The 22,197-nt window shown below is 32.8% G+C and carries 22 protein-coding genes; 14 read left to right on the plus strand and 8 right to left on the minus strand.

The genetic code is table 11. The features are described 5' to 3' along the window. Positions 1–27: 27 nt before the first annotated feature. Both SD960_RS01170 and SD960_RS01175 read right to left on the minus strand, forming a co-directional pair. Positions 28–1,047, minus strand: coding sequence for a glycosyltransferase family 2 protein (locus tag SD960_RS01170; RefSeq protein WP_318800398.1), 1,020 nt, complete (start codon positions 1,045–1,047; stop codon positions 28–30). Positions 1,048–1,064: 17 nt separating this feature from the next. Continuing rightward, complete coding sequence (locus tag SD960_RS01175; RefSeq protein WP_318800400.1) at positions 1,065–1,517, minus strand: type I restriction enzyme HsdR N-terminal domain-containing protein; 453 nt, start codon at positions 1,515–1,517, stop codon at positions 1,065–1,067. 97 nt (positions 1,518–1,614) lie between these two features. Here SD960_RS01175 and holA point away from each other — a divergent pair, with 97 nt between their 5' ends. The 3 genes from holA (at position 1,615) to ettA (ending at position 4,623) form a co-directional block, all read left to right on the plus strand. Further along, positions 1,615–2,619, plus strand: a complete 1,005-nt coding sequence (gene holA / locus SD960_RS01180; protein ID WP_318800401.1) for a DNA polymerase III subunit delta — start codon at positions 1,615–1,617, stop codon at positions 2,617–2,619. 66 nt (positions 2,620–2,685) lie between these two features. Next, positions 2,686–2,868 (plus strand): CAL67264 family membrane protein, encoded by a 183-nt coding sequence (locus SD960_RS01185; protein ID WP_035666747.1) that lies wholly within the window; start codon positions 2,686–2,688, stop codon positions 2,866–2,868. Positions 2,869–2,931: 63 nt separating this feature from the next. After that, on the plus strand, positions 2,932–4,623 hold the full coding sequence (gene ettA / locus SD960_RS01190) for an energy-dependent translational throttle protein EttA (RefSeq protein WP_318800404.1): 1,692 nt from the start codon (positions 2,932–2,934) through the stop codon (positions 4,621–4,623). A 223-nt stretch (positions 4,624–4,846) separates the two neighbouring features. Here the strand turns inward: ettA and SD960_RS01195 are convergent, their stop codons facing one another. Together SD960_RS01195 and SD960_RS01200 are read right to left on the minus strand one after the other, a co-directional pair. Next, entirely contained in the window at positions 4,847–5,260 is a 414-nt protein-coding gene (locus tag SD960_RS01195) for a thiol-disulfide oxidoreductase DCC family protein (protein ID WP_318800406.1), read from the minus strand. A gap of 403 nt (positions 5,261–5,663) precedes the next feature. Further along, a complete protein-coding gene (locus SD960_RS01200; RefSeq protein WP_318800407.1) occupies positions 5,664–7,829 on the minus strand; it encodes an endonuclease MutS2 in 2,166 nt (721 codons plus the stop codon). Between the two features lie 135 nt (positions 7,830–7,964). Here SD960_RS01200 and SD960_RS01205 point away from each other — a divergent pair, with 135 nt between their 5' ends. Continuing rightward, positions 7,965–8,630, plus strand: a complete 666-nt coding sequence (locus SD960_RS01205; protein WP_318800408.1) for a uracil-DNA glycosylase — start codon at positions 7,965–7,967, stop codon at positions 8,628–8,630. Positions 8,631–8,778: 148 nt separating this feature from the next. Here the strand turns inward: SD960_RS01205 and SD960_RS01210 are convergent, their stop codons facing one another. The 4 genes from SD960_RS01210 to SD960_RS01225 all read right to left on the minus strand — a co-directional run bounded on the left by SD960_RS01210 (position 8,779) and on the right by SD960_RS01225 (position 12,696). Further along, positions 8,779–9,165 (minus strand): DUF4258 domain-containing protein, encoded by a 387-nt coding sequence (locus SD960_RS01210; protein WP_318800409.1) that lies wholly within the window; start codon positions 9,163–9,165, stop codon positions 8,779–8,781. Positions 9,166–9,201: 36 nt separating this feature from the next. Next, positions 9,202–10,401: an alanine dehydrogenase gene (locus SD960_RS01215; protein ID WP_318800411.1), complete on the minus strand. Its 1,200-nt coding sequence runs from the start codon at positions 10,399–10,401 to the stop codon at positions 9,202–9,204. A 222-nt stretch (positions 10,402–10,623) separates the two neighbouring features. Continuing rightward, the gene (gene tsaE / locus SD960_RS01220) at positions 10,624–11,031 is read right to left on the minus strand and encodes a tRNA (adenosine(37)-N6)-threonylcarbamoyltransferase complex ATPase subunit type 1 TsaE (protein ID WP_318800412.1); all 408 of its coding nucleotides are present in this window, start codon (positions 11,029–11,031) and stop codon (positions 10,624–10,626) included. A gap of 111 nt (positions 11,032–11,142) precedes the next feature. Then, a complete protein-coding gene (locus SD960_RS01225; protein ID WP_318800413.1) occupies positions 11,143–12,696 on the minus strand; it encodes a bifunctional response regulator/alkaline phosphatase family protein in 1,554 nt (517 codons plus the stop codon). Positions 12,697–12,918: 222 nt separating this feature from the next. Between SD960_RS01225 and SD960_RS01230 the strand changes: the two genes are divergently transcribed. The 10 genes from SD960_RS01230 to SD960_RS01275 all read left to right on the plus strand — a co-directional run bounded on the left by SD960_RS01230 (position 12,919) and on the right by SD960_RS01275 (position 22,161). After that, on the plus strand, positions 12,919–14,148 hold the full coding sequence (locus SD960_RS01230; protein ID WP_318800414.1) for an HD domain-containing protein: 1,230 nt from the start codon (positions 12,919–12,921) through the stop codon (positions 14,146–14,148). Positions 14,149–14,187: 39 nt separating this feature from the next. After that, a complete protein-coding gene (gene lpxD / locus SD960_RS01235; RefSeq protein ID WP_318800416.1) occupies positions 14,188–15,231 on the plus strand; it encodes a UDP-3-O-(3-hydroxymyristoyl)glucosamine N-acyltransferase in 1,044 nt (347 codons plus the stop codon). Continuing rightward, positions 15,224–16,612, plus strand: a complete 1,389-nt coding sequence (locus SD960_RS01240; protein ID WP_073394290.1) for a bifunctional UDP-3-O-[3-hydroxymyristoyl] N-acetylglucosamine deacetylase/3-hydroxyacyl-ACP dehydratase — start codon at positions 15,224–15,226, stop codon at positions 16,610–16,612. The genes lpxD and SD960_RS01240 overlap by 8 nt, the downstream gene beginning before the upstream one ends. 72 nt (positions 16,613–16,684) lie before the next feature. Continuing rightward, the gene (gene lpxA / locus SD960_RS01245) at positions 16,685–17,470 is read left to right on the plus strand and encodes an acyl-ACP--UDP-N-acetylglucosamine O-acyltransferase (protein WP_029270176.1); all 786 of its coding nucleotides are present in this window, start codon (positions 16,685–16,687) and stop codon (positions 17,468–17,470) included. 210 nt (positions 17,471–17,680) lie between these two features. Then, entirely contained in the window at positions 17,681–18,247 is a 567-nt protein-coding gene (gene efp, locus SD960_RS01250) for an elongation factor P (RefSeq protein ID WP_115845696.1), read from the plus strand. A gap of 134 nt (positions 18,248–18,381) precedes the next feature. Next, entirely contained in the window at positions 18,382–19,311 is a 930-nt protein-coding gene (locus tag SD960_RS01255) for a UDP-3-O-(3-hydroxymyristoyl)glucosamine N-acyltransferase (RefSeq protein ID WP_318800422.1), read from the plus strand. Position 19,312: 1 nt separating this feature from the next. After that, positions 19,313–19,675 (plus strand): nuclear transport factor 2 family protein, encoded by a 363-nt coding sequence (locus SD960_RS01260; protein ID WP_318800423.1) that lies wholly within the window; start codon positions 19,313–19,315, stop codon positions 19,673–19,675. Positions 19,676–19,759: 84 nt separating this feature from the next. Then, on the plus strand, positions 19,760–20,632 hold the full coding sequence (gene sucD / locus SD960_RS01265; RefSeq protein WP_318800424.1) for a succinate--CoA ligase subunit alpha: 873 nt from the start codon (positions 19,760–19,762) through the stop codon (positions 20,630–20,632). 140 nt (positions 20,633–20,772) lie between these two features. Then, positions 20,773–21,201 carry a hypothetical protein gene (locus SD960_RS01270; protein ID WP_318800425.1) on the plus strand — a complete coding sequence of 143 codons (429 nt, stop codon included), beginning with the start codon at positions 20,773–20,775 and terminating at the stop codon, positions 21,199–21,201. A gap of 351 nt (positions 21,202–21,552) precedes the next feature. Next, complete coding sequence (locus tag SD960_RS01275; RefSeq protein ID WP_318800426.1) at positions 21,553–22,161, plus strand: RNA polymerase sigma factor; 609 nt, start codon at positions 21,553–21,555, stop codon at positions 22,159–22,161. Positions 22,162–22,197: the final 36 nt, after the last annotated feature.

Raw genomic sequence — 22,197 nt, forward strand, 5'->3', positions numbered from 1 at the left:
TATTTAATTAAACGTTGAATTACAAATTTAGTTTTTAATATTTTGATTACTGTTAAAGATTTCTTTAAATACAGTCAATCTCTTAACGTAATACAAGTAAACGATACTTTTTACGGTATAGTATTGCTGTATCTGAAAATCTTTTCGCTCTCGGAGATATTTTAAAGATATACAATAAAATGAAAAATGCGCTCTTAAAATAGCAAAAGTATGTTTAAATTTTCCTTGTGTAAGAAAACGAATAGCGGCAATACCATCCAAAATCATTCGAAAGAAAATCACAAAAAACAAACCTTTTTTAGGTAAATTTTTGACTAACATCAATAGTGAATTTCTGAAATTCAAAAATGTTTTTTTAGGGTTTCCTTGTTGTAATGTAGCGCCACCAACATGATAAACAATTGATTGTGAATTGTATTTAATTATATGCCCTTCATTTGCAGCACGCCAGCATAAATCGATTTCTTCCTGATGTGCAAAAAAAGTTTCATCAAATCCTTTTAATTCCTCATAGACTTCTTTTCGAATAAAAAAACAAGCTCCGGATGCCCAGAATAATTCACAATTATCATCGTATTGACCATTGTCTTTCTCAAGCGTGTCAAAAATTCTTCCGCGACAAAACGGGAAACCGTATTTGTCTATAAAACCACCTGCTGCGCCGGCATATTCAAAGTATTCTTTGTTTTTGAAATCCAAAATTTTAGGCTGAATGATAGCGGTTTGTCTCTCAGAATCAAAGGTATGAATAATAGGTTTTAACCAATTTTCCGTTACTTCAATATCAGAATTAACTAAGGCATAAATTTCTGCATTTACCTCTTTCAAAGCATCATTATATCCTTTTGCAAAACCATGATTACCGCTGTTTTGTATGATTTTTATTGTTGGAAAATGTTGCCTGACAAAATCTATCGAATTATCTGTAGAAGCATTATCTGCAACATATATAGTGGCTTCTTCTGAAAACTGAATTATTGAAGGTAAAAATTGTTCTAACAATTTTGCTCCGTTCCAATTTAAAATGACAACAGCTATTTTATCCAAAAGTATTTTTTTATTATTTAGTAAATTTCTTTATAATCAGGTAGAGACTTTAAAAACTCATATTTTTCGTTTTCAAAATCCATCTGACAGTAATAATGACTCAGTCCGTTTGTAACTTTCAAAAATCGTGCCTGCATTGTCATATTGTAACGGGCAATTTGATCAAAAGTTGCCTGAGATATTTTTACCTCTGGAGCTTTGCATTCTACCAATATATGTATAGAACCATCAGAATTAAAAACAACAATATCATACCGTTTTCGTAATCCATTGATTGTTAAAACTTTCTCTACATTTATGAGTGATTTTGGGTATTTTTTTTCACTCATTAAATAATGAACAACATGTTGACGGACCCATTCTTCGGGAGTAAGAATGATAAATTTTTTCCTGATTTCATCAAAAATAGACACTTTATTTTCGCTATTTTTGAATCGGAAAGTATATGAAGGAAAATTTAGCTTTAACATAAAGCAAAAATATAAAAATGGTTTCAGGTTTCAAGTTTAAAGTTTCAAGTTATTGGAGCAATAAACTTGAAACTTTAAATTTGAAACAAAATTATAGATGGACGAAGTTGTAAAAATTGTTAATGATATAAAAGCGGGAAATATAAAACCAATTTATTTTTTGATGGGCGAGGAGCCTTATTATATTGATAAATTATCTGAATATATTGAGCAAAATATACTTTCTGAAGAAGAGAAAGGGTTTAATCAGACTGTTTTATACGGAAGGGATGTTTCTGTAGAAGATATCGTTTCTACGGCCAAGCGCTATCCTATGATGGCTGATCGTCAGGTTGTTATCGTAAAAGAAGCACAAGATTTATCCAGAACAATTGATAAAATTGAATCGTATGTAAATAACCCGATGGAAACTACGGTTTTAGTTTTTTGTTACAAATATAAAACGCTTGACAAACGTAAAAAAGTAACTAAATTATTAGCACAAAACGGAATTGTTTACGAAAGTAAAAAATTGTACGAAAACCAGGTTGGCGATTGGATAAAACGAGTACTTGCAGGAAAAAAATACACAATTGACCCAAAAGCAAATGCAATGCTGGTGGAATTCCTGGGGACTGATTTGAGTAAAATCAATAATGAACTGGAGAAACTTCAGATCATTTTGCCACAAGGAACGATGATTACACCGCAGCATATTGAAGAAAATATTGGCTTTAGTAAAGATTACAATGTTTTTGAATTAAGAAAAGCAATTGGTGAACGCAATCAACTTAAAGCTTACAAAATTGCCGAAAATTTTGCTCATAATCCCAAAGAATATCCTTTGGTCATGACAACCGGACTGGTTTTTGGATTTTTTGTCCAACTTTTAAAATACCACGGATTGAAGGATAAAAATCCAAAAAATGTTGCTTCAGCTATTGGCGTAAATCCTTATTTTTTAAAGGAATATGATTTGGCAATTAAAAATTATCCCATGCGAAAAGTGAGTCAGATTGTTGGAGCTTTGCGTGATGTAGATGTTAAAAGTAAAGGAGTAGGAGCAAATGCTTTACCACAATCAGATTTACTAAAAGAAATGCTTTACAAAATATTTAATTAAGCCGTTAAAATTCACGATATTTGCCTTTCTAAAAATTTTACTACTTAAAATAATAATTACACAATTATGGGAATGAATAAAAATACCGTTTTAGGATGGGCTACTTTTATAATGATACTTATGGGATTGTTGCTTATAGGTCTTGGTGCTTTTAGATACAGAGATGTTTCTGGCTGGGGATTTGTAGCTGTGGGTGTTGGTTTTTTTGCTAATGCCTGGGTTTTTAATGCATTAAAAGGTAGAGTTTAATAAAAATCAATATCAATTGCAATTTAAAATCAAAAAATAATTAATTAAAATAAAAACAAACAAATGTCAGACGATAAGAAAGTAATTTTCTCAATGCAGAAATTGAGTAAGACCTATCAGGGAGCAGACAAACCAGTACTTAAAAATATTTACCTGAGTTTCTTTTATGGTGCTAAAATTGGTATTTTAGGACTTAATGGTTCGGGAAAATCTTCTCTTTTAAAAATTATTGCAGGAGTTGATAAAAACTATCAGGGAGATGTTGTATTTCAACCTGGTTATACTGTAGGTTATTTAGAACAAGAACCAATTCTTGACGATTCTAAAACGGTTATCGAAATTGTTCGTGAAGGAGCAGCTGAAACGATGGCAGTTCTGGAAGAATACAATCAAATTAATGATTTATTTGGTCTGGAAGAAAACTATTCCGATCCTGATAAAATGGACAAGTTAATGGATCGTCAGGCAGCTTTACAAGACAAAATTGATGCTCTTGGTGCCTGGGAAATCGATACTAAACTAGAAATTGCAATGGATGCATTGCGTACACCGGAAGGTGATACACCAATTAAAAACCTCTCAGGAGGTGAGCGTCGTCGTGTTGCTTTATGTCGTTTGTTGTTGCAACAGCCTGATGTATTGTTACTTGATGAGCCTACCAACCACTTAGATGCCGAGTCTGTACTTTGGTTAGAGCAGCATTTAGCACAATATGCAGGAACTGTAATTGCGGTAACGCACGATAGATATTTCCTTGATAATGTAGCAGGCTGGATTCTTGAGTTGGATAGAGGAGAAGGTATTCCTTGGAAAGGAAATTATTCTTCTTGGTTAGACCAAAAATCAAACCGTATGGCACAGGAAGAAAAAGTTGCTTCTAAACGTAGAAAAACGTTAGAGCGTGAGTTGGACTGGGTTCGTCAGGGTGCGAAAGGACGTCAGACAAAACAAAAAGCGCGTTTACAGAATTACGACAAATTATTAAACGAAGATCAAAAACAACTGGATGAAAATCTGGAAATCTATATCCCGAACGGTCCACGTTTAGGAACCAATGTTATTGAAGCTAAAAATGTTGCAAAAGCTTTTGGAGATAAATTATTATATGATAATTTAAATTTCACTTTGCCACAGGCCGGAATTGTTGGAATTATCGGACCAAACGGTGCTGGTAAATCGACCATTTTCAAAATGATTATGGGCGAGCAAGCTACTGATAGCGGAGAATTTTCTGTTGGTGAAACTGTAAAAATCGCTTATGTAGACCAGTCACACTCTAATATTGATCCGAATAAATCTATCTGGGAAAACTTCGCAGATGGTCAGGAATTGATCATGATGGGCGGAAAACAAGTAAACTCAAGAGCTTATTTATCTCGTTTTAACTTTGGTGGAGGCGAGCAAAACAAAAAAGTTTCAATGCTTTCTGGTGGAGAGCGTAACCGTTTGCACCTTGCCATGACATTGAAAGAAGAAGGAAACGTACTTTTACTGGATGAGCCTACGAATGACCTTGACGTAAATACACTTCGTGCACTTGAAGAAGGTCTGGAGAATTTTGCAGGTTGTGCCGTAATTATTTCGCACGACAGATGGTTCTTAGACAGAATTTGTACGCACATTCTAGCTTTTGAAGGAGATTCTGAAGTTTACTATTTTGAAGGAGGTTTCTCTGAATACGAAGAAAACAAAAAGAAACGTTTAGGCGGTGATTTAACTCCAAAACGTTTGAAATACAGAAAGTTAATTAGATAAATTTCTAATTAATTTTTAAATTAAAAAATCCCAAATTCCAATTTAAAACTGGAGTTTGGGATTTTTTTAATCTAATTTTGTGTCATTTCGACGGAGGAGAAATCACATAAAGTTTAGCCATACAGTACGTCGCGCTCTGGATGTGATTTCTCCCTTCGGTCGAAATGACAAACTTGAATAAGAATTTTAACGTGATTGGAATTTGGAATTTAAAAATTGGAATTTACAAAAACCTTGCCTTCAATTCCGGAGTAGGAATCATGCAGCTTTCTTTTTTACCGTACCATTTGTAGCGATTTTTGGCAATATAATCGTAAATATAATTTCGAAGTTTTTCCGGGAATATTTTTAAAACAGAAATAAAGTTATAAATTCCGCCTAGCTCTTCGGCAATTTCAATTGCAGCCGTTGATTTATAATAATATGCCACGCCAGGATTGTATAAAATGATGCTATCTATTTTAGTTTGATCGACACCTATATATTTACAAATCTCAATTCCCAATTCTGATTGTAATGCTACAAATCTGAAAATATCCTTTTTATCATGTTTGATGATAAACTGAACAGCTCCGTTGCATAAATTGCAAACGCCATCGAAGAGGATTATTTTTTTATGTTTTGGAAGGTTTTCCATTTTGTATGTTTTTAGTTAAAAGCTTTGTTAAGTTTTTAAACTTTGACAAAGCTAACGTTTAGTTTGTCACTCGACGGAGGAGAAATCTCCGAAAGTAACTCCACAATGAGAATCGAATCTTTGTCGAGCTTCTCGTGAAGATTTCTCGTTCCTCGAAATGAAAGATTGTGAATATTGCACTTTTTGATTCGTTTAGTGCTATTTGTTTTATCTATCAAATGTAATATTTGAATAAATTTTAAAAATCAAAAACGACTTTCATAAATCATTTTCAATTAATTTTATAAAAAAATCAATCTCCCAAATCGTATTCTTGAAAATCGTTTCTTAAATCGCTTTATTTCAATTTTCGATCAAAATCTAAAATTTAAATACTAAAAACTGCACCAGAAAACTGAAAAACTTATTTCTTCCCAGCCTCTACAAATTCCAATTCATCTAGACTTACTTTCGAAGTAAAAATCCCGTAATTTACAGTTGCTTTATTTTTTTCGATTGAATCGATACTTCCCACAGATCTTCCGTCAAGCATTCTTACTCTGTCACCAACTTTTAAAATTGGTTTAGGTTTTTCTACGACTGGTTTAAGTTTCTTCTCTTTTTTCTCTTTTCGAATTTCTTCAACCTGAACAGTAATTTCGGCAATAACTTCTTTTTTCTTTTCGATTATAGCTTTTGTTTCTTTTGGAGTAGCTTTTTTACGTTTTGAATTTTCAATTTCTATGATTTTCAAAAACTCTCCAATCAATTCTTTTTTATTTTTATTGTTGAAATACTTCTCAGAGATATCTTCAATTTTTTGACCAATGTAAATTGTCTTTTGGTTACTGTCATATAATTCCTGGTAGCTTTCCAGTTTCTGTTTGATTTTTACATTGATGTTTTCCATCTTTTTGCTTTCTTCACGAGCTCTTGTTTCTTCTTCTTTAAGATTGATAGAAGTTTTTTCCAACTTAGATCGCTCTTTTTGAAGTGTTGCAATAGTCTTATCAAAACGAACTTTTCCAACTTCGATTTTCTTTTTGGCACGATTTATTAATCCAAACGGAATTCCGTTTTTCAACGCAACTTCAAAAGTAAACGAACTACCAGCTTGACCTAGAGCCAGTTTGTACATGGGCTCTAATGATTTTTCATCGAACATCATATTTGCATTTGTAGCATACGGTAATTCGTTTGCCAGGATTTTCAAGTTTGAATAATGCGTGGTGATAATTCCGAAAGCTTCACGATGGTAAAATTCTTCGAGGAAAATTTCCGCCAAAGCACCACCCAATTCAGGATCAGAACCAGTACCAAATTCGTCAATTAAAAACATGGTTTTCTTATTGCATTTCTTCAGGAAATAATTCATGTTTTTTAACCGGTAACTATATGTACTCAAGTGATTTTCAATAGATTGGTTATCTCCAATATCCGTTAAAATCCTGTCAAACAAGAAAGTTTCACTTCTTTCATGAACAGGAATTAACATACCCGATTGTAGCATCAGTTGCAATAAACCAACGGTTTTAAGCGAAATTGTTTTTCCTCCCGCATTAGGTCCTGAAATTACAATGATTCGGTTATCTTGTTTTAATTCAATTGTTTGCGGATGCGTAACTTCGTTTTTTTGCTTGTTATTCAAATACAAAATAGGATGATAGGCTTCTCTGAAAAACAATCTTCTTTCTTCTGTTATTGTTGGCAGGATTCCGTTAATTCTATTAGCATATTTTGCCTTTCCGGCAACAACATCAATATCACTTAGAAACTCCTGATATTCAATTAATATTGGTAAAAAGGGACGAATCTGATTTGATAATTGCTTTAAAATTCGGGTAATTTCTTCTTTTTCTTCATATTCAAGATTAGCTAATTCTCTGGAATATTGCAAAGTAGCTTCCGGTTCGATATAAGCAATGCTTCCTGTTTTGGAACTTCCTAAAATAGAGCCTTTTACTTTACGACGATACATGGCTAAAACGGCTAAAACGCGTCGGTTTTGAACAAAACTTTCTTTAATATCGTCTAAATAACCAAGACCATTATTGTGGCTAAGAGCAACTCCAAAACTTTGGTTTACTTTGCCGCGAACGATATTCATATTTTGGCGAATACTCAATAAAGCCGGCGAAGCATTATCTTTTATTTCTCCATATTTGTCTACAATGGCATCAATAAGAGTAACAATATCTTTAGTATATTCAACTCTTGAGGCCCTTGCATTTAAATTTGGATAATAATCGTCGAATTTTTTAAGGAAATTTAATAAGAAGTTTGCTGTTGATGAAAGCGTCGCGATTTTTCTAAAACTTCCAACTTCCAGGAAACTGTCCTCAATTGCCAGAAATTTTATTTCATGCGTTATGGCATCAAATCCGTGATTGGGAATTGCGTTGTTATTTTCAAAAGACGAAACATATTCGGATGTCTGCATTAAAGCCTGCATCAAAGTTTCTTTATCTCTAAATGGGGTTATTTGTAAAGCTTTTTCTTTTCCAATATCGGTATTGCAGCCTGCAGAAATGGTTTCGAGAACTGTTGGAAATTGTAAATCTTGTAATGTTTTTTCGGTAATACTAATCATTTAATTCCTTTAATAAAGTATGTACAAAAGTACGAAAATAGTGTGATTGAATTCTACAAAGTTTTTACCTAAATTTTGTGACTTTGTAAATATGATTTTACTCAAAAATTTCTGAAATTAGCAATAAAAAATATCATGGACATAAAAGTGCATTCTTCCTGGAAACCAGTTTTAAATGAAGAATTTGAAAAACCCTATTTCAAGGATTTAATTGCTTTTGTAAAATCTGAATATGCTACAAAGGTTTGTTATCCAAAAGGCAGTCAGATTTTCTCTGCTTTTGACCATTGTCATTTTGATCAGGTAAAAATTGTTATTATAGGCCAGGATCCGTATCACGGGCCAAATCAGGCAAACGGTTTGTGTTTTTCTGTAAACGACGGCATTCCGTTTCCTCCATCTCTTTATAATATCTTCAAGGAAATCGAAAAAGATTTAAATATACCAATACCCAAAACGGGTAATTTGGAGCGTTGGGCAGATCAGGGTGTTTTTCTTTTAAACGCAACGTTAACAGTTCGGCAAGCCGAAGCCGGAAGCCATCAGGGAAAAGGCTGGGAGAAATTTACAGATGCTGTTATCAAACAAATTTCTGCTGAAAAAGAAAATGTTGTGTTTTTGCTTTGGGGAGGTTTTGCTCAAAAGAAAGCAGCATTAATTGATGCATCCAAACATCATATTTTAAAATCTGGGCATCCATCGCCTTTAAGTGCAAATAGAGGATTTTGGTTTGGAAATAAACATTTTAGCCAGACAAATGAGTTTTTGAAATCAAAAGGAATGAAAGAGATTGAATGGTAAACGCGAATTTCACTAATTAATAATTTTGATTTTCCACAATCTTGTCATTTCGAGGAACGAGAAATCACATTAGTAATTTCACGTAGAATGTAGCCAATCTTTGTCGAGTTTCGTGTGTGATTTCTCCTCCGTCGAAATGACAAAAAATCTATTTTTCGATAGGTTTTTTTATAATCTCGTCTAAAACAGCCTTATTCTCGTAGTTAATTACTTTTAAAATAATTTCTTGGTTTTTAACTGTTTTTCCTTCTATAATGTAAAGTTTTCCTTTTTTTAACGGCACATTACTTTGGTCAAAATCAACATCTCCGTAAGTTAGTGTATTTTTTACATCTGCGGTATCAACCCATTTTTCATTCAAAGTTTGAATTGCTTTATCAGAATATTGAAAAGGTTTGGTTCTTAGATTATTTAAAACTCGAGCATTTGGAAAATAATTGCAACGAGTATCTTTTCCACTAAAAACAAGGGCTACAAAAAAGCATCCCATAATAAGACCAATTAAATAATAAGCAAAACGATGTACGAACTTCATGAGTAATTTTTTTGGCAAAGGTACATTAAAGTTCCCTTAAAATACAAGTAAATTAATATCGTTATCAGGCAAATCAAACCATTCGCCAATTGCTTTATTTGTTAGGATTCCGTGGTATAAATAAACTCCGTTTTTCAAACCTTTATTACATCTGATAGAGCTTTCTAAACCACCATCATCGGCTATCTGAAGCAGGTATGGGGTCAATATATTGCTTATTGATAGTGAAGCAGTTTTAGAATATCTTGATGGGATATTCGGTACACAATAATGCAAAACATTGCTTTTTATGAAAGTCGGTTTTTCATGTGTCGTTACTTCTGAAGTTTCAAAACATCCTCCGGTATCAATACTAACATCCACAATTACAGCTCCCTTTTTCATATGTTCAACCATGGTTTCTGTCACTACAATCGGGCAGCGCTCTTTTCCGCGCATCGCGCCAATTGCTACATCACAACGTCTTAAAGCTTTTAAAAGTGCTTTTTGCTGAACTGTAGAAGTAAAAATTCTTTGATTTAAATTATTTTGCAAACGGCGTAGTTTCGTAATCGAATTATCAAAAACTTTTACGTTTGCTCCAAGCCCAATTGCTGTTTTTGCGGCAAATTCACCTACAGTTCCGGCTCCTAAAATTACAACTTCGGTAGGAGGAACGCCGGTAATATTTCCAAATAAAAGTCCTTTTCCAAACTCATCTGTAATCATTAATTCTGATGCAATAAGGATAGAAGCAGTTCCGGCAATTTCACTTAAAGATTTTACGGCCGGGTAAGAGCCGTCTTCATCTTTGATATATTCAAATGCAAGTGCGGTTATTTTTTTCTGCGCTAAGGCTTCAAAATATTCTTTCTTTTTGGTCTTCAACTGAATAGCAGAAATAATAATCGTTTCGGGATTAATCATTTTGATTTCAGCCAGAGTAGGCGGCTCAACTTTAAGCAACATTGGGCAGCCAAAAACTTTTTTAGTGTCTTTTGTTACTTCTGCGCCCGCATCACTATATTCTTTGTCAGAATAACTCGAACTTTCTCCTGCTCCTGATTCGATCATAACGCGATGTCCTTCGTATGTTAACGAATTTACTGCGTCTGGTGTCAGGCAAATACGACGTTCCTGGTAACTAGTTTCCTTAGGTATTCCTATGAATAGCTCTCTTTTAAATCGGCCAACTTCAAGCTTTTCTTCTTGTGGCAACAATTGTTGTTTCGTAAATGGAGTTAAGGTTATTGACATGGGTTGTGCGAAAAATTAAGGGTACAAATTACGTAAAAAGTTTTAAAATTAGTGCAAATTTTCTGCTAATACTAAAAGCTAATATTAAGGTATTGTTTTTTCCATTTTAAGATATATTGTTTCACAGAGATTCGCGAAGTTTACACAAAGATTCGCAAAGTTTTTTAAAGAAATCTCTTGTGCTTCTCTGCGAAAACTTCGTGGATCTCTGTGAAATAACTTTTAAACTAATTCGAGCTTACGTTTCCCATCAGCCAACAATTCAATTGTAACTGTAGAATGTTCCTCAGGAATCAAACTTGCAATTTTTTCAGACCATTCGATAAAACACCAGTTTCCTGAATATAAGTAATCATCAACTCCCATATCAAGCGCTTCGGTTTCTTTGTTTAATCTGTAAAAATCAAAATGATACACTATATCGTTATTAACGGTATAGTATTCATTTACTAAAGAAAAAGTTGGGCTGCTTGTTGCATCTTCAACTCCTAAACTTTTGCATAATTGTTTGATAAGAGTAGTTTTTCCAACACCCATTTCTCCGTTAAAAAGAATGATTTTTTTAGGATTTTGAGTTAAAATCTGCTCTGCCACTTCTTGAATCTGATCTAATGAAAAAACGATATTCATTGCTTCTATTTAGTGTTTTTTTTTGCCACGAATTTCACTAATTTCCCCAAATTTTTCAAATTGAAATAAAAAGAATAATTAGTGAAAATTAGTGAAATTCGTGGCTATTTTTTATTTTGGATTGAATACCAAAAACGGAATAATCATTTCTTCTAACGAAATTCCGCCATGCTGATATGTGTTTTTATAATAACTTACATAATGATTATAGTTGTTTACATACGCCAAAAACAAATCATTTTTGGCAAAAATAAACGAACTGCTCATGTTTATCGCTGGCAAACCAATTTTTTTAGGTTCTTTTACCACATAAACATCTTTTTGTTCGTAGGTTAAACTACGACCTGTTTTATAGCGCAAATTTAAACTTGTATTTTTATCTCCAACAACTTTCGAAGGGTTTTTTACATTAATCGTTCCGTGATCTGTAGTCAGGATTAATTTGAAACCCAAAAGTTGAGCTTGTTGAATAATTTCTAATAATGGCGAATTTTTAAACCAGCTTAAAGTCAACGAACGATAGGCTTTATCATCAGAAGCGAGTTCTTTTACTACGTCCATTTCTGTTTTGGCGTGCGATAACATATCTACAAAATTATAAACCACAGTTACCAAATCATTGCCTTTTAAAGCTTTAAAGTTTTCGGCTAATTTTTTACCACCTGCATAATTGGTGATTTTGAAATAATCTTCCTTAATATTGAGACCTAACCGTTTTAATTGTGCCGATAAAAATTCGGCTTCGTAAAGGTTTTTTCCTCCGTCTTCAACATCATTTTTCCAATACTCAGGATATTTTTTTTCCATTTCTACAGGCATCAGACCAGAGAAAATAGCATTTCTGGCATATTGTGTTGCTGTTGGAAGTATGGAGAAATAAGGAACTTCTTTTTCTAATTTATAATAATTCGAAACCACAGTTTCAAAAGATTTCCATTGATCGTAGCGCAAATTATCAATCACAACAAATAAAACAGGTCTGTCTTTCTTTTTAATTTCTGGAACAACCAGTTCTTTAAATAAGGTATCAGATTGAATTGGTTTGTCGGCTTTTGGCTCAAACCAATCTTCGTAATTTCTTTCAATATATTTTCCGAATTGAGAATTGGCTTCCACTTTCTGTGATTCAAGGATTTCAATCATTCCCTGATCGTTGATGTTTTCAAGTTCTAATTCCCAAAAAATCAATTTTTTGTATAACTCTACCCAATCTTCATAAGAATTAACCATAGCCAATTCCATAGAAATTTTTCTAAATTCTTTTTGATAATCTAAAGTAGTTTTCTCTGAAATTAACCTTGAGTGATCCAGATTTTTCTTTAAACTCAATAAAATCTGATTTGGATTTACCGGTTTTATCAAATAATCAGCGATTTTAGAACCAATCGCTTCTTCCATTATATACTCTTCCTCACTCTTGGTGATCATAATCATTGGGATAGCTGACTTTTTTTCTTTCATTTCAGAAAGTGTTTCCAAGCCGCTCATTCCGGGCATATTTTCATCCAAAAAAACAATATCAAAATTATCTTCTTCGAATAAAGCTATGGCATCGAGACCGTTATTAGAAGTTGTTACCGTGTAGTTTTTCTTTTCAAGAAATAATATATGTGGCTTTAAAAGGTCGATTTCGTCATCAACCCAAAGTATTTTTATCTTATCCATAAACAAATTAATTTTAATGCAATTTAAAGGTATAGAACTTAAAAAGTATTAAAAATAGTATAAAATTCAGAATAACAAATTCAGTTTTTTTTCAAAATTAATTTTCGATCTATTTTCATTAAAGAAATTAATACTATGAAATTGCTTTTTTTTTTTAAGTTAAAAACCCAAAGCTGTTTATAGTTAATTACTTATATTTGTTGACCAAAAAATAACCAGATAGTGACCCACATAAATAAATTAAAAATATTTAATGATCCCATTTACGGGTTTATTTCCATCCCAAACGAACTTATTTACGATTTAATTCAGCATCCGTATTTTCAGCGTTTGCGACGTATTTCGCAAATGGGATTATCGTATTTGGTATATCCGGGAGCCAATCATACCCGTTTTCATCATGCTTTAGGGTGTATGCATTTGATGCAAAAAGCTATTGAAACGCTTCGCTTTAAAGGAGTTGCGATTTCTCAGGAGGAAGAATGTGCTTTGTTAATTGCTATTTTATTACACGATATTGGTCACGGGCCATTTTCGCACGCAATGGAAAAAAGTATTGTCGAAGATGTAAATCATGAAGCTATTTCTTTATTGTTCATGAATCAGTTAAATGACGAATTTGACGGAAAATTGAGCTTGGCAATTCAGGTTTTTAAAGGTGAATATCATAGAAAATTTATGTTGCAACTGATTTCAAGTCAGTTAGATATGGATCGAATGGATTATCTTAAACGTGATAGTTTTTATACCGGAGTTGCAGAAGGAAACGTAAATTCTGAACGTTTAATTCAGATGATGAATGTCGTTGACGGTGTTTTGGTTATTGAAGAAAAGGGGATTTATTCTGTTGAAAAATTCCTTCTTTCAAGACGATTAATGTATTGGCAGGCATATTTGCATAAAACAAGTCTGGTTGCCGAATTAATTCTGATGAAGGTTTTAAAAAGAGCCAAAGAACTTACCTTAAAAGGCGTGAATTTGCCTTGCAGTGAGCCTCTTTTGTATTTCATGAAAAACAAAATTACATTAGAGAATTTTGATGCGGAAAAATTGGATTTGTTTTCTCAATTAGATGATTTTGATATTATTAGCGCTTTAAAAGCCTGGCAAAAACAAGATGATTTTATACTTTCCACATTAAGCAAGATGATCATTAACAGGGATTTATTGAAGATAAAGCTGAGCGCAGAAAAGATTCCGATGGAAGATTCCCAATCTTTAAAAGAAGAGTTTGCAGAAGAACATCATATTTCGGCTTTAGATGCGGGATATTTTATTTTTAGAGGTAAAATAAAAAACCAGGCATACAGTAAAGAGGCTGAACCGATACGAATTTTGAAAAAAGATAAAACAATTGAAGATGTTGTTGAAGCCTCTGATCAGTTGAATTTGAAATCGTTATCTAAACTGGTCACAAAATATTACATCTGTTTTCCAAAACAACTTATCTAAAATTAACATTTAAAATCTATTTTTTATATTTTTGTCGCGATGAAATTTACAGCAGAACAAATAGCAGGAATTTTAGAAGGAGAAGTTGTTGGGAATCCCAATGCAGAAGTTTCTCGACTTTCTAAGATTGAAGAAGGCGAGGAAGGATCGCTTACTTTTTTGGCTAACCCGAAATATATCAACTACATATATACTACAAAAGCAACTGTAACCATTGTTAATGATACTTTTGTACCCGAAGCCGAAATCACAACAACTTTAATAAAAGTAGAAGATGCATATGCGTCTTTTTCTAAACTTTTGCAGTTTTACAATCAGGTAAAATTGAATAAAAACGGAATTGAAGCGCACTCTTTTATATCTGAAGGTACTAAATATGGAGAAAATCTATATTTAGGAAGCTTTAGTTATGTAGGTCAAAATGTAGTTTTAGGAGACAATGTAAAAATATATCCAAACAGTTTTATTGGCGATAACGTTGTTATTGGCGATAATGTGTATATTTTTGCCGGCGCTAAAATATATTCTGAAACCGTAATTGGTAACAATTGTACGATACATTCAGGAACTATTATAGGTGCAGATGGTTTTGGTTTTGTACCCAATGAAGAAGGTGTATATAGTAAAGTACCACAAATTGGTAATGTTATTATTGAAGATAATGTAGATATTGGTGCCAATACTACAATAGACAGAGCAACTCTGGGATCTACAATTATTAGAAAAGGAGTTAAATTAGACAATCAAATTCAGATTGCCCACAATGTAGAAATAGGTAAAAATACTGTAATTGCCGCTCAATCAGGCGTTGCGGGTTCTACAAAAATTGGTGAAAACTGTATGATTGGAGGGCAGGTTGGTATCGCAGGCCACTTAACAATAGGTAATAATGTAAGGCTTCAGGCACAGTCGGGAGTTGCAAGAAACATCAAAGATGATGAAATTTTGCAAGGATCGCCATCGCTTGGATATGGTGATTTTAACAAATCATACGTTCATTTCAAGAACTTACCTAAAATTGTCGCCGAACTGGACGAATTAAAAAAACAAATAATAAACCCAAAAAATGGAAATAATGGTTAAACAGAAGACCATCAAAAATGAAATTTCGCTAACAGGAGTTGGATTACACACTGGAAAAGAAGTTACAATGACTTTTAAACCAGCTCCAATTAATAATGGTTTCACTTTTGTAAGAGTAGATTTGCAAGGACAACCAGTGATTGAGGCTGATGCTAATTATGTTGTTAATACACAAAGAGGTACAAATTTAGAAAAATTAGGTGTAAAAATTCAAACTCCGGAGCACGTACTGGCTGCATTAGTTGGATGTGATTTGGATAATGTTATCATAGAATTAAACGCTTCAGAACTACCTATTATGGATGGTTCTTCGAAATATTTTGTTGAAGCTATAGAAAATGCCGGAATCGAAGAACAAGATGCTAAACGTAACGTTTATGTGGTAAAAGAAGTTATTTCTTTTACTGATGAAGCTACAGGAAGCGAGATTTTGGTAATGCCAAGCGATGACTATCAGGTTACTGCAATGGTTGATTTTGGTACTAAAGTTTTAGGTACGCAAAACGCAACAATGAAAAGCATTGCCGATTTTAAAGATGAAATCGCAAACTCAAGAACTTTTAGTTTCCTTCATGAATTAGAATCTTTGTTAGAGCACGGATTAATTAAAGGTGGAGATTTAAACAATGCAATTGTTTATGTAGATAAAGAAATCTCTGAGTCTACAATGGAAAATTTAAAGAAAGCGTTTGGTAAAGATAAAATTTCGGTTAAACCAAATGGTGTTTTAGACAACCTTACTTTACATTATCCAAACGAAGCTGCCCGTCATAAACTGCTTGATGTTGTTGGAGATTTGGCTTTAATTGGAGTTCGTATTCAGGGAAAAATTATTGCTAACAAACCTGGGCATTATGTAAATACTCAGTTTGCTAAAAAAATTGGCAAAATCATCAAAATAGAACAAAGAAATCATGTTCCTGTTTATGATTTAAATAAAGAGCCATTAATGGATATTCACAAAATCATGGCGATGTTACCACACCGTCCACCGTTTTTATTGATTGACAGAATTATAGAAATGTCTGATCGCCATGTAGTTGGTTTGAAAAATGTTACGATGAACGAGAACTTCTTCGTAGGGCATTTTCCTGAAGCTCCGGTAATGCCGGGAGTTTTAATTGTTGAAGCGATGGCTCAAACAGGAGGAATTTTGGTTTTAAGTACAGTTCCTGATCCTGAGAATTATTTAACATACTTTATGAAAATTGACAATGTTAAATTTAAGCATAAAGTATTGCCTGGAGATACGTTAATTTTCAAATGCGAATTGATTTCACCTATCCGTAGAGGAATCTGTCATATGCAGGCAAATGCTTACGCAAATGGTAAATTAGTTACCGAGGCAGAATTAATGGCGCAAATTGTTAAAAAGCAATAATAATTTAATCAAATTTATTGTTTACGTTTGTTGCCCAAATTAGATTATTTTAATAAAATATAAAAGATACAGATGAATCAACCATTAGCATATGTTCATCCTGGCGCTAAAATCGCTAAAAACGTTGTAATTGAGCCTTTTACAACAATTCACAATAATGTTGTTATTGGTGATGGTACTTGGATTGGTTCAAATGTGACCATTATGGAAGGCGCCCGAATTGGTAAAAATTGCAATATTTTTCCAGGAGCGGTAATTTCTGCGGTGCCACAAGATTTAAAATTTGGTGGCGAAGATTCTCTTGCTATAATTGGCGACAATTGTACCATTAGAGAATGTGTTACTATAAATAGGGGTACAGTTGCTTCAGGACAAACTATCTTGGGAAACAATTGTTTAGTAATGGCTTACGCGCATATTGCGCATGATTGCGAAATTGGAAACAATGCTATTATCGTAAACGGAGTTGCTCTTGCAGGTCACGTTGTAGTAGGAAATCATGCTGTAATTGGAGGTTTGGCAGCGATCCATCAATTTATTCATATTGGAGATCATGCTATGATTTCTGGTGGATCTTTGGTTAGAAAAGATGTTCCGCCATACACAAAAGCAGCAAAAGAGCCTTTGTCATACGTTGGAATTAATTCAGTTGGTTTAAGAAGAAGAGGATTTAGTACTGAAAAAATCAGAGAAATTCAGGAAATTTACAGAATTTTATACCAAAAAAATTACAATACAACTCAGGCTTTAAGTATTATTGAAGCTGAAATGGAAGCTACTCCTGAGAGAGATGAAATTCTAGATTTTATCAGAAATTCATCTAGAGGAATCATGAAAGGTTATTCAGGGAATTATTAATTTTAGAGTTTAGATTTCTGATTTTAGATTTCTAGCTTCATATAAAATTAATAAAGAATATTAAAACATTATAAAAAATAGAAGAAGAATTAAATTTTTAGAGAACCTAAAATTCTAAATTCTAAAATCTAAAATAAAAAATAATAAAATGTAGATTATTAATTCTTCAGGAATCTAAAATCTACATTCTAAAATCTAAAATTAAAAAAAATGGCATCTACATCAGATATTAGAAATGGATTGTGTATTAAATTCAATCATGATATTTATAAAATTGTTGAATTTCTTCACGTAAAACCTGGAAAAGGACCAGCTTTCGTAAGAACAAAATTGAGAAGTTTAACGACAGGAAGAGTATTAGATAATACATTTTCTGCAGGACATAAAATTGACGATGTGCGTGTAGAAACGCATAATTACCAATTTTTATATGCTGAAGGAGATGAGTTTCATTTTATGAATACAGAATCTTATGAGCAAATCTCTTTGAATAAAAATATTCTGGATGCTCCGGGATTATTAAAAGAAGGTACAAGTGTAATGGTTCAGGTTAATACTGAAACTGATTTGCCATTATCTGTAGATATGCCATCTTCTGTAATTCTTGAAGTTACTTATGCTGAGCCTGGTGTAAAAGGAAATACGGCTACAAATGCTACAAAATCTGCTACAGTAGAAACAGGAGCAACTGTAAACGTTCCTTTATTCATCAACGAAGGTGATAAAATTAAAATTGATACAGCTTCAGGTTCTTACATGGAGCGTGTAAAAGAGTAATTTTTAATTAGATAATTTGTCAATGAGTCAATTAGAAAATTAGTGAATCATCACAATTTTGAGCATTCATTTTCTAATTGACAAATTCTCTAATTGGCACATTTTCTAATTGACAAATTTTCTAATTATAAAATATGAAATTTCCAAAAGTTCACTCTTTACGAGAAATTGCAAATTTGCTTGACTGCGAATTTATAGGAGACCAAGACTTTCCGGTTTTAGGTATGAACGAAATACATGTTGTCGAACCAGGCGATATTGTTTTTGTTGATCATCCTAAATATTATGATAAAGCTTTACAATCTGCAGCGACTATTGTTTTAATCAATAAAAAAGTAGATTGCCCTGAAGGTAAAGCACTTTTAATTTCTGATGATCCTTTCAGAGATTTCAATACACTTACTAAACATTTTAGACCTTTTCAGGCAACTAATGTCTCAATTGCTCTTTCTGCAAATGTTGGCGAAGGAACTGTAATTCAGCCAAATTGTTTTGTTGGAAACAACGTAACGATTGGAAAAAACTGTATAATACATCCAAATGTTACTATCTACGATCATACTGTAATTGGCGATAATGTAATTATTCACGCAGGGACTATTTTAGGCGCTGATGCTTTTTATTATAAAAAACGCCCGGATGGTTTTGACCAGTTAATTTCAGGAGGAAGAGTAGTAATCGAAAATAATGTTGGCATCGGTGCACTTTGTACGATTGATAAAGGTGTAACAGGTGATACAACAATTGGCGAAGGAACTAAGCTTGATAATCAGGTACATGTTGGTCATGATACAATTATCGGTAAAAAATGTTTAATTGCATCACAAACCGGTATTGCTGGTTGCGTTATTATTGAAGATGAAGTAACTATTTGGGGACAAGTTGGTACTACAAGTGGTATTACAATAGGAGCGAAGGCTGTTATTATGGGCCAAACTGGTGTTACTAAATCAGTAGAAGGCGGAAAATCTTATTTTGGAACTCCAATAGAAGAATCAAGAGAAAAGTTAAAACAATTAGCCAATATCAAAAAGATTCCTGAAATTCTAAATAAATTGAAGTAATATGTCTATAAAAGAATTTGTTCAAAAATTTTATAAGTCGGATGCCTTAATTGATAGTGAAATCATGAAAACTTATTTGCATCCCGATGTAAAGTTGGATTGGAATAGTACCAAAGGATTGATTGAGATGGATCATGATTCGATGCTCGCAATGGCCAATGAATTGAGTCGTGCTTATGTACGCTCGAAAGTGAGAATTAGCCATATAATTGCCGAAGATGATTTAGTTTCAATACGTTACTCACATTTTGTAAAAACGATTGAAAACCCAAGAGAAGAAATGTTGTTAGCTCATTTTGCTACAATTTGGCAAATTAAAGATGACAAACTTTATCGCGGTTATCAAATGAGTCAATTTTCTTAATTTTTTTGATGACAAAAAGGTTAAAATAGATTACAAAACCTTATTTTTGCAACACAATTTTAAAAACTACATAAAATATATATCATGAGTGTTTTAGTTAATAAAGATTCCAAAATAATTGTTCAAGGATTTACAGGAAGCGAAGGAACTTTCCATGCTTCTCAAATGATTGAGTACGGTACTAATGTTGTTGGTGGTGTTACTCCGGGAAAAGGAGGAACTAGCCATTTAGATCGTCCGGTTTTTAATACAGTAAAAGATGCTGTAGAACAAGCTGGAGCTGATACATCTATCATTTTTGTACCACCGGCTTTTGCTGCTGATGCAATTATGGAAGCTGCTGACGCTGGAATTAAAGTAATTATTGCTATTACAGAAGGAATTCCTGTAGCAGATATGATTAAAGCAAATAATTATGTTAAAGAAAGAAATTCTAGATTAATCGGGCCAAACTGTCCGGGTGTTATTACTCCGGGTGAAGCTAAAGTTGGTATTATGCCAGGTTTCGTTTTCAAAAAAGGAACTGTTGGTATCGTTTCTAAATCAGGAACTTTAACTTATGAAGCTGCAGATCAGGTTGTAAAACAAGGTTTAGGAATTACTACAGCTATTGGTATTGGTGGAGATCCAATCATTGGAACTACAACTAAAGAAGCTGTTGAATTATTAATGAACGATCCAGAAACTGAAATCATCATTATGATTGGTGAAATTGGTGGTCAATTAGAAGCTGATGCTGCTAAATGGGTTAGAGCTGATGGTAACCGTAAACCAGTTATTGGTTTTATCGCCGGAGAAACTGCTCCTGCTGGTAGAACAATGGGTCACGCAGGTGCTATTGTTGGTGGTTCTGATGATACAGCTGCTGCTAAAAAACAAATTATGAGAGACAACGGAATTCACGTTGTTGATTCACCAGCTGAAATTGGTAAAAAGGTAAAAGAAGTACTTGGATAATCTCCAATATTTGAAATAAAAAATTCCAAAAAAAGTCTCAATATTATGTTGAGACTTTTTTACATTTTTAAAATGATTGGAATATAATTTAAACTTAGAGACTAAGAACCTTAGTGTCTTAGAATCTTAAAATAAGAAAAATGAGTAAAGAATTAAAAAAGTTTAAAGTAAGCAACAGTTTTACTTTTACAATCGAAGATAGTTTAGAACAAGTTTGTAATGCTCCGGAAGGTGGCGCAGGAATTTTTGTTGTATATGCTGTTGAAGGTGATGCAAGAGAATTAATCATGGTTGCTTCTACAGGAACTGTTCAAAACGACGGGACTTTGAAAAGTAAAAACGGCGGTTTATACGATAAAATCGTAAACGGACACCAATTTGCAAAAACAGGAAGAAAATATTCCTGGCCTGCTCAAATGAAATTAGAAAGCATTGAAGCTCTTGAAGTAGTTTGGTACGAAACTTTTAATGCAGATGTAAAAGCAATTCCAACTGCAGTTGAAGGACAGGTTTTACAAAATTTCTTAGATGAAAATTCAAAATTACCAAGATGGAATGTAGCTTTCTAAAAAGCTGATTTAAAATAAAATTTGATGAAAAGCCTTCCTTAATAAGTCAGGCTTTTTTTGTACATCATATTGAAATTTATTAAGGAATAAACTTATATAGCTATCTGTAAAATCTCACAATTGTAAGGTTCTTCAAATAAAATTATTTTTTAACATTTATTTAAGATCCCTGATATGATCAAAGCTAAGGAGCGGTTTCTATATTAAGAAACCGCTCCTTTTTTGTAAATAAATTGTTTTTATATTTTTGCTTTTATATATTTATCGAACAATATGAAAGAATAATGTTAAAATACTATTCTGTTTGTATTAAGAAATACTTATTTCGATAATTCCCACGCCCCGATAAATATGAAAAGCCAAACTTTAAACAATAAGTTTTTAGATGACAATACTCTTTGGAGTAATTTAAAAGCCGGTAACGAAAAATCTTTTTCGCAACTTTTTGAAAGATATTATAAAGATCTTATTAGTTATGGAAATTCTCTTTCTCCTTTTGAAGAAAAGGTGCAGGACTGCGTTCAGGATGTTTTTGCAGATGTCTGGGTATATAGAAATACATTGCAGGAAAATGTTGTTGTAAAGGCGTATTTGTTATCAAGTGTAAGAAAAAGAATTGCCCGTTTATTTGAAAGAGATCATATTTTTCGAAAAACAACTTCTACAGAAGCAATTGAATTTCTTTTTGACTTTTCTATAGAAAATGAACTCGTTGAAGATGAAGTGACTGCAGAACGTGTTTTATATTTAAATAAATTACTTAACGATTTGCCTCCTCGTCAAAAAGAAGCTTTATACTTGCGATATCATCAGGGATTGGCGGTAGAGCAAATTGCAGAGTTATTAGATGTCAATTATCAATCGGCAAATAACTTATTATACCGCGGATTATTAAGCCTACGCAAGGAATGGAAAGGCAATTTGTCCTTTATTTTACTACTATCTTCAGGGCTTTTTTGAATTTCTTAAAAAAAACTTAAAAAAAATCATAATTAA

Source organism: Flavobacterium sp. MMLR14_040, assembly GCF_033657265.1.
GTDB lineage: Bacteria > Bacteroidota > Bacteroidia > Flavobacteriales > Flavobacteriaceae > Flavobacterium.

Coding starts and splice junctions, on each gene's coding strand:
- SD960_RS01185 (WP_035666747.1), top strand. CDS start 2,686: ATGGGAATGAATAAAAATACCGTTTTAGGATGGGCTACTTTTATAATG.
- SD960_RS01255 (WP_318800422.1), top strand. CDS start 18,382: ATGAAATTTCCAAAAGTTCACTCTTTACGAGAAATTGCAAATTTGCTT.
- SD960_RS01240 (WP_073394290.1), top strand. CDS start 15,224: ATGGTTAAACAGAAGACCATCAAAAATGAAATTTCGCTAACAGGAGTT.
- ettA (WP_318800404.1), top strand. CDS start 2,932: ATGTCAGACGATAAGAAAGTAATTTTCTCAATGCAGAAATTGAGTAAG.
- SD960_RS01210 (WP_318800409.1), bottom strand. CDS start 9,165: ATGAAGTTCGTACATCGTTTTGCTTATTATTTAATTGGTCTTATTATG.
- SD960_RS01225 (WP_318800413.1), bottom strand. CDS start 12,696: ATGGATAAGATAAAAATACTTTGGGTTGATGACGAAATCGACCTTTTA.
- lpxD (WP_318800416.1), top strand. CDS start 14,188: ATGAAATTTACAGCAGAACAAATAGCAGGAATTTTAGAAGGAGAAGTT.
- SD960_RS01215 (WP_318800411.1), bottom strand. CDS start 10,401: ATGTCAATAACCTTAACTCCATTTACGAAACAACAATTGTTGCCACAA.
- tsaE (WP_318800412.1), bottom strand. CDS start 11,031: ATGAATATCGTTTTTTCATTAGATCAGATTCAAGAAGTGGCAGAGCAG.
- SD960_RS01270 (WP_318800425.1), top strand. CDS start 20,773: ATGAGTAAAGAATTAAAAAAGTTTAAAGTAAGCAACAGTTTTACTTTT.
- sucD (WP_318800424.1), top strand. CDS start 19,760: ATGAGTGTTTTAGTTAATAAAGATTCCAAAATAATTGTTCAAGGATTT.
- holA (WP_318800401.1), top strand. CDS start 1,615: ATGGACGAAGTTGTAAAAATTGTTAATGATATAAAAGCGGGAAATATA.
- SD960_RS01275 (WP_318800426.1), top strand. CDS start 21,553: ATGAAAAGCCAAACTTTAAACAATAAGTTTTTAGATGACAATACTCTT.
- SD960_RS01205 (WP_318800408.1), top strand. CDS start 7,965: ATGGACATAAAAGTGCATTCTTCCTGGAAACCAGTTTTAAATGAAGAA.
- SD960_RS01175 (WP_318800400.1), bottom strand. CDS start 1,517: ATGTTAAAGCTAAATTTTCCTTCATATACTTTCCGATTCAAAAATAGC.
- SD960_RS01260 (WP_318800423.1), top strand. CDS start 19,313: ATGTCTATAAAAGAATTTGTTCAAAAATTTTATAAGTCGGATGCCTTA.
- SD960_RS01195 (WP_318800406.1), bottom strand. CDS start 5,260: ATGGAAAACCTTCCAAAACATAAAAAAATAATCCTCTTCGATGGCGTT.
- lpxA (WP_029270176.1), top strand. CDS start 16,685: ATGAATCAACCATTAGCATATGTTCATCCTGGCGCTAAAATCGCTAAA.
- efp (WP_115845696.1), top strand. CDS start 17,681: ATGGCATCTACATCAGATATTAGAAATGGATTGTGTATTAAATTCAAT.
- SD960_RS01200 (WP_318800407.1), bottom strand. CDS start 7,829: ATGATTAGTATTACCGAAAAAACATTACAAGATTTACAATTTCCAACA.